Origin of the sequence: Longimicrobium sp., from assembly GCF_036280135.1 — a bacterium.
Classification (GTDB): domain Bacteria; phylum Gemmatimonadota; class Gemmatimonadetes; order Longimicrobiales; family Longimicrobiaceae; genus Longimicrobium.
The window spans coordinates 1-6,364 of the sequence record NZ_DASURI010000653.1 but is presented as its reverse complement, the minus strand read 5'-3'; the positions used below and the strand labels follow the sequence as shown (position 1 = coordinate 6,364).

At 70.9% G+C, this 6,364-nt stretch carries 7 protein-coding genes; 3 read left to right on the top strand and 4 right to left on the bottom strand.

Annotation, left to right across the window (positions count from 1 at the left end; translation table 11 throughout):
• From VFZ20_RS21290 to VFZ20_RS21275, 4 genes are all read right to left on the bottom strand, one after another.
• A partial coding sequence (locus VFZ20_RS21290) for a hypothetical protein (RefSeq protein ID WP_329685961.1) occupies positions 1–413 on the bottom strand: 413 nt, incomplete at its 3' end.
• Positions 413–1,279: an SDR family NAD(P)-dependent oxidoreductase gene (locus VFZ20_RS21285; protein ID WP_329685960.1), complete on the bottom strand. Its 867-nt coding sequence runs from the start codon at positions 1,277–1,279 to the stop codon at positions 413–415. The genes VFZ20_RS21290 and VFZ20_RS21285, both read right to left, overlap by 1 nt.
• A gap of 480 nt (positions 1,280–1,759) precedes the next feature.
• Complete coding sequence (locus tag VFZ20_RS21280) at positions 1,760–2,629, bottom strand: hypothetical protein (RefSeq protein WP_329685959.1); 870 nt, start codon at positions 2,627–2,629, stop codon at positions 1,760–1,762.
• A gap of 146 nt (positions 2,630–2,775) precedes the next feature.
• Positions 2,776–4,275: an aldehyde dehydrogenase family protein gene (locus VFZ20_RS21275; RefSeq protein WP_329685958.1), complete on the bottom strand. Its 1,500-nt coding sequence runs from the start codon at positions 4,273–4,275 to the stop codon at positions 2,776–2,778.
• Positions 4,276–4,581: 306 nt separating this feature from the next.
• On the opposite strand from VFZ20_RS21275, the gene VFZ20_RS21270 reads away from it, so the two are divergent.
• From VFZ20_RS21270 to VFZ20_RS21260, 3 genes are all read left to right on the top strand, one after another.
• Entirely contained in the window at positions 4,582–5,106 is a 525-nt protein-coding gene (locus tag VFZ20_RS21270) for a hypothetical protein (protein ID WP_329685957.1), read from the top strand.
• A 346-nt stretch (positions 5,107–5,452) separates the two neighbouring features.
• Positions 5,453–5,794 carry a metalloregulator ArsR/SmtB family transcription factor gene (locus tag VFZ20_RS21265; protein ID WP_329685956.1) on the top strand — a complete coding sequence of 114 codons (342 nt, stop codon included), beginning with the start codon at positions 5,453–5,455 and terminating at the stop codon, positions 5,792–5,794.
• On the top strand, positions 5,791–6,348 hold the full coding sequence (locus VFZ20_RS21260; protein WP_329685955.1) for an SRPBCC family protein: 558 nt from the start codon (positions 5,791–5,793) through the stop codon (positions 6,346–6,348). Before VFZ20_RS21265 ends, VFZ20_RS21260 begins: the two co-directional genes overlap by 4 nt.
• The last annotated feature ends 16 nt before the right edge of the window (positions 6,349–6,364 follow it).

The window sequence follows — 6,364 nt, the reverse complement described above, 5'->3', positions numbered from 1 at the left end:
ACGGCATCCGCCAGCCCGCCCTGGATGCGCCGCTGGCCGTACATCTCGTACCGGTCGTTGGGCAGCGCCGCCGGGTCCGGCGCGAACGTGGGCGACGCCGCCAGCGACCGCCGCAGCCGCGCGGGGTCGATCCACTGCGTGCGCGTGTCCCGCTCGCGGAGCGCGAAGACGAGCTCGCCCGTCACGTCCTCGCGGTTGAACTGCAGACCGCTCGACGCCTGCACGGGGAGGATGAGCACGCGCTGCCCGCCCAGGTCCATGGGCGCCACCGAGACGGCCGGCGCCGGCTGCCCGGGAGCGGACTTCGCCTTGCCGCCCCCGCACGCGACCGCCAGCACGGGCAGCAGCGCGCAGGCAAGCGCGGCCAGCCGCCGGGCAAACGCGCGGCGGGGGGAATGCGTGGAGCCCTGCATCAAAGGAGGTGTCCCCCGTCCACGGGAATGACGGCGCCGGTGATGTGGCGCGCGTACTCGGAGCACAGAAAGACCACCACGTTGGCCACGTCCTGCGGGTCACCCAGCCGGCCCAGCACGGCGCGCTCGCGGGCCGTGTCCAGGATCTCCGCCGGCACGCCGCTCGTCAGCCGGGTGGTGCGGATGTACCCCGGCGCCACCGCGTTCACGTTCACGTTGCTGGGACCCAGCTCCAGCGCGGCGCTGCGCGTCAGGCCCAGGAGCCCCGCCTTGGACGCGCTGTAGTTGGCCAGGCCAAACTCGCTGCGGATGCCGTGCACCGACGACACGTTCACGATCTTGCCGTCGTGCTGGCGCCGGAACATGGGCGCCAGGGCGCGGATCATGTGAAACGCGCCCGTGAGGTTCGTGTCCAGCACGGAGCGCCACTGCTCGTCCGACAGGCGCCATATGGCGCGGTCGCGGGCGATGCCTGCGTTGTTGACGAGGATGTGCAGGGCGCCGAACTCGTCCTGCGTGTTGCGGACAAAGCGCTCCACGGCCGCGGCGTCGCGCACGTCGCACTCCTCGCAGCGCACCTTCACCTCCAGCTGGCGGATCTCGCGGGCCGTGTCCTCGGCCTCGGCGTGCATCTCGCCGCCGCCGTCGTAGCTGAAGTAGTTGAACGCCACGTGCGCGCCGTTGCGCGCCAGCTCCAGGGCAATGGCCCGGCCGATCCCCGTGGCGCCGCCCGTGACGATGGCGGCGCGCCCGCGCAGCGACGAGCCGTACTTGAGCGACTTGGGCTGCGTTTCCTCGCCCAGGTCCTCCAGCAGCTGCTCGACGACGGCAGTTTCTTCGGGCATGCGCACGATGGTGCCGGGCATGCCGGGAATGGGAATGGACGGGAACGAGTCCCGGGCACGATCGATGGAGTCGGGCTCGGCTTCGCGGGGATCGCGAGGGGGCATCCGGCGACCGGGGGTGGCGGGTGCGTGAGAGGGTGCAACCGGTTGCGAAAGCTACCCCTGCGCCGCCGGTGCGGCAAGCGCGGAAGACCTTCGCATGGCGTGGTATTAACCACCGGGGCAACTTTCGTGCGCGGATGCGGGGGCCCGCGCGCACCGTCGATGGCTGGGGGCGGCGAGGAAGGAGGTCCGGCGAGTGGCCAGGAAGGAGCGACGAGCCGCGAGCGGCAGGAAGCGTTCAGCCGAATCCCGTCGCTGCGCGACGGGAGGCCCTCTCCCCCGACCACCTTTTGCTCGTTCCTCGCAACGGGGTCAACCCCTCCCCCAACTTCGGGGGACGGGTTGTTCGCGGGACGGATCAGCGCGCGAAGGACGGCTCGCGCCTTCCGGGATCGCGCGTTAGCTCGCGCGTTCGTTGCCGCCGGGCCGGGCCGCGGCGGCCAGCGCGCCGGCGCCCAGCCAGAAGCCGAGGATCGCGCTCATCCCCATCCCCACGAGCGGTACGGGGAACGCGCCGAGCACGGGCGCCAGCGACACGACGGCGCAGTACGTGGCGAGCGCCATCGCCGCCATGCGCGTCCGCGGCCCGTCCGCCGTCGCCATCCGCAGCGGAACGAGCGCCGTGGCGCCCAGGAGCGCGACCGCCGCGATCGCCGCCGCGGGCGTCCAGCCCCACGCCAGGCCGATGATCTCCTCCACCTCCGGCACGGGTGCGAGCGGATCCGGCCGCATCCACGCCCCCACGATCGCGAGCACGACGGCCGCCGCCCCGCCCGCCCGGACCGCCGCCGACGCGCGCAGCGACGCGAGGACCACGAGCATCGCCGCGCCCAGCGCCGTCGCCTGCGACGCGTCCGGCTGCACGACGAGCAGCACGAGCGCGACGGCCGCCGCGATCCAGCTCCAGCGCCGTTCCGCGAACACCGCGAGGGCGACGATGGCCGCCGGAAGCAGGACGAAGGCCGCGTTCACGTGCAGCGGGCCGACGTCGATCCACCGGTGCACGCCGTCCTGCGGGGCGTTCAGCAGCGTGCCGGCCAGCGCGACGGGCGCCATCAGCAGGACCACGCGCGGGGCGCCGGTCCGCGCGGCGATGGCCCACGCGGCCAGCGCGCCCACGAGCCACGCGACCGGGTTGCGCGCCCACGAGCCGGTGGGCACGTCGTGGGCGGCCGCGATCACGCATCCGGTCCCGACGGCAAGAAGCGAGAGCAGGGCAAAGGCGGGGAGGAACCGACGTCCCCCGTGGGGAGCGTGGCTGCGGGTCATCTGCGGAAGCGGCGGAAGGAAGGCGGTGGATGAGATTCGTGCGGATACAAGCAGTCCCCGCTCCCTGGCCAGGAGCGGGGACCGGAGGAAATCGGGAATGCCGTTGCCGGCTATTCCCTATTCCCTGTTCCCTATTCCCTGCAGTTTCAGTACGGCGCGCCCGCGTAGTTGTCGATCTGCGCGCGCTGCAGCTTGCCGCTGTAGTCCAGGTAGCAGACCTTGGTCTCCGAGTAGAACTCGTACACTTCCCAGCCGCCCTCGCGGTGGCCGTTGCCCGTCTGCTTCACGCCGCCAAACGGCAGGTGCGCCTCGGCGCCGATGGTGGGCGCGTTGACGTAGGTGATGCCGTTGTCCAGGTCCTGGAACGCTCGGAAGCTCGCCACGTTGTCGCGCGTGTAGATGGACGAGCTCAGGCCGTACTTGACCTCGTTGTTGATCCGGATGGCCTCGTCCAGGTCCTTGAAGCGGATCACGGAGAGCACCGGCCCGAAGATCTCCTCCGTGGCCATGCGCGAGCCCGGCTTGATGTCCGTGAAGATGGTCGGCTGGAAGAAGAAGCCGTCGTCCAGCCCCTCGCCCGTGGCGCGCGAGCCGCCCAGGGCCAGCGTGCCCTCGCGCTTCCCCACCTCGATGTACTCCTCCACCTTGGCCAGCGACGCCGCGTGGATGAGCGGGCCCACGTCCACGCCGTCGTCCAGGCCGTAGCCCAGCGTGAGCTTGCCGGCGCGGTCGATGAGCCGCTGCACGAACTCGTCGTGGATCTCGTCCTGCAGCAGCAGGCGGCTGGTGGCCGTGCAGCGCTGCCCCGTGGTGCCAAACGCGCCCCACAGCACGCCGTCCAGCGCCAGGTCCAGGTCCGCGTCCGACATCACGATCTGCGCGTTCTTGCCGCCCATCTCCAGCGACAGGCGCTTGTGGCTGCGCCCGCACGCCGCGCCGATGAGCGACCCCGTCTCCGTCGATCCCGTAAAGGAGATGAGCGGGATGCCGGGGTGGTCCACCATGGCCGCGCCCACTTCCTCGCCCAGGCCGTGCACCAGGTTCACGACGCCCTTGGGGATCCCCGCCTCTTCCAGGATCTCCACGAGGAGGCTGACGGTGTGCGGCGTGTCCTCGGCCGGCTTGATCACCACCGTGTTCCCGCACACCAGCGCGGGGAACATCTTCCACGTGGGGATGGCCAGCGGGAAGTTGAACGGGGTGATGAGGCCCGCCACGCCGATGGGGCGGCGCACGCTCATCGCCCACTTGTTGCGCAGCTCCGACGGCACCGTCTTGCCGAACAGGCGGCGGCCCTCCACGCCGGCGTAGTACGCCGTGTCGATGCCCTCCTGCAGGTCGCCGCGCGTTTCCGTGAGCACCTTGCCCATCTCGCGCGTGGCGGCCCGGGCGATCTCGTCCTTGCGCTCCGTGAGCAGGTCGCCCACGCGGCGCAGGATGTCGCCGCGGGCGGGCGCCGGCGTGCGGCTCCACTCGGGGAACGCGGCCTGCGCGGCGGCCACGGCGCGGTCCACGTCCTCGCGCGTGCTGCGCGGAAACAGGCCGATGAGGTCGGACTGCTTCGCCGGGTTGCGGTTCTCGAAGTATTGGCCGTTCGACGGCTCAACCCACGCGCCGCCGATGAAGTTCTTGAACTGGTCCGCCATGCTCGTTGCTCGCCTGGAACGGGAAGGGCTCCCCGGGGAAGCCGTTGCGGTGGATCGAAGCCGGGGAATCTAACCACGTCGGCAAGGGGTGCAACGCGCGGCCCCTCCACGCCCCATCCGTGCCATTCCTCGCGAGCACTCGTGCGCTCCCGGCGCGTGGGGATCAGGGGCGGATACGGTGGACAGCGGTGGGCTTGTGTGGATCTGTCGACGCTGAGACTGTTACAGTTACCGACCATTCTCGTCCGCTGCCGCGTCCGTCTCCAGCGTCGGCGGCCCATTCTCCAGCGGTTCCCGGAGGACTCCATGCGCACACCCCGCCCCATCCTGCTCGCGTCCGCGGCCGCGGTGGTGCTCCTCGCCGCCGCCTGCTCCGGCGACGCCGCGTCGCCCGCGGGCCCCACGACCGCCGGCTCGTCATCCGTCCACCCGTTCTTCACGGCCGCGGCAGATACCACGGGCACGGACTCCATCATAGGTGGATACGGCAGCGGACCGTGCCTGCCGCTGGACTTTGACTACGAGCCCCACACCGGGACGGACTACGTCGTCTGCCCCGACACCACGACGGATTCTGAGCCCGGCCTGCTGCCCACCGCGCCCGGCCCGTCGCGGCTGACGGCCCCCACCCCCGGCACGACGACGGGTGGCTCCACGACGGGCGAATCGAGCACGGGCGGCTCCACGACGACGACGGACTCCGTGCAGGCCGGGTACGGGAACGGCAGCACGGGCGGCATCGAGTACGACCGCTTCGAGTACGATCCCGAGACGGGCACGGAAACCGTGGCCACGCCGGACACCACGCCCAAGCCGAAGTCCGGCAGCTGACGCGGATCAGAAGGCGTTGATTCCCTGAGTCACCCGGCGCTGCGCGCACCCTGCAGGATGAAGGTCGCCCGCGTCCAACCTCCCCCAGGGTTTTTTGGGGGAGGTGGGCGAGCTCCGCGAGCCCGGAGGGGGCGTTCGCGAGGGGCACGTCTCTACGCACGGCCCAGCCCTGGCCATCCAGCGAGGCGCCGCGCGAACCCTGTCGACCGATCCGCCCAGGCGCCGGCCGAAGGAAGTACGATCGCCCTCCGATGGGTCACGTCCATCGGAGGGCGATCTCATGCGGACGAGCGTCGTCTACAACGGGCGGACTTGACACATTCCCATATCAGCATATGTTTCAGCCATGGCTCGCAGACCCACAACAGCCGACGCGTTCAACGCCGTCGCCGAAGCGAGCCGACGCGAGCTCCTCGATGCGCTGGGCACCGGGGAGGCAACGGTCGGCGAGCTGGTCGACCGGCTCCGCATGAGCCAGCCGCAGGTGTCCAAGCACCTCGCCGTGCTGCGGGCCGTGGGGCTCGTGCTCGTCCGCGTGGAGGGCCGGCACCACTGGTACCGCGTGAACGGGCCGGCGCTGAAGCCCATCCACGACTGGGTCCGCACCTTCGAGCGCACCTGGAACACGCGGCTCGACCGGCTCGACGACCTGCTCGCCGAACTCCAATCCAGGGAGAAAGAACCATGAGCGCCACCGCCGTCCCCAACCGCCACGGCTCCGCCGTCATCACCCTGCCCTCGGACACCCAGTACCTGGTGACCCGCCTGTTCGACGCGCCGGCCGCGCTCGTCTTCAAGGCGTTCACCACGCCGGAGCTGGTGAAGCGCTGGTGGGGCTTCGAGAGCGCCGAATGGCTCGTCTGCGAGATCGATCTGCGGGTGGGCGGCCGCTGGCGTTTCGTCGTTCGCGACCAAGTGATGGAGGTGGGCTTTCACGGCGAGTACCTCGAGATCGACGCGCCGCGGCGCCTGGTGAACACCGAGATCTACGAGGGTGTCCCCGACACGAAGCCGCAAGAGATCTCGCCCGCGGAGTGGGACGCGCTGGGGGAGTGGGCGGGGCGAGGCGACGCCCCGGTGCTGGACATGACGCTCGAGGAGGTCGGCGGCGTCACCACCATGAAGCTGCTGGCCACCCACACCAGCCGCGAGGTGCGCGACGCCATTCTGGAGAGCGGGATGGAGACCGGGATGCAGGTCTCCTACGACCGCTTGGAGGACCTTGTGCGGCAGGCGGCGTAGGCAGCTCATCAGGGAT

What these genes read in the sequence shown, in the direction of transcription:
- VFZ20_RS21285 (WP_329685960.1), bottom strand. Translation starts at nt 1,279, where the DNA reads ATGCCCGGCACCATCGTGCGCATGCCCGAAGAAACTGCCGTCGTCGAG.
- VFZ20_RS21280 (WP_329685959.1), bottom strand. Translation starts at nt 2,629, where the DNA reads ATGACCCGCAGCCACGCTCCCCACGGGGGACGTCGGTTCCTCCCCGCC.
- VFZ20_RS21275 (WP_329685958.1), bottom strand. Translation starts at nt 4,275, where the DNA reads ATGGCGGACCAGTTCAAGAACTTCATCGGCGGCGCGTGGGTTGAGCCG.
- VFZ20_RS21270 (WP_329685957.1), top strand. Translation starts at nt 4,582, where the DNA reads ATGCGCACACCCCGCCCCATCCTGCTCGCGTCCGCGGCCGCGGTGGTG.
- VFZ20_RS21265 (WP_329685956.1), top strand. Translation starts at nt 5,453, where the DNA reads ATGGCTCGCAGACCCACAACAGCCGACGCGTTCAACGCCGTCGCCGAA.
- VFZ20_RS21260 (WP_329685955.1), top strand. Translation starts at nt 5,791, where the DNA reads ATGAGCGCCACCGCCGTCCCCAACCGCCACGGCTCCGCCGTCATCACC.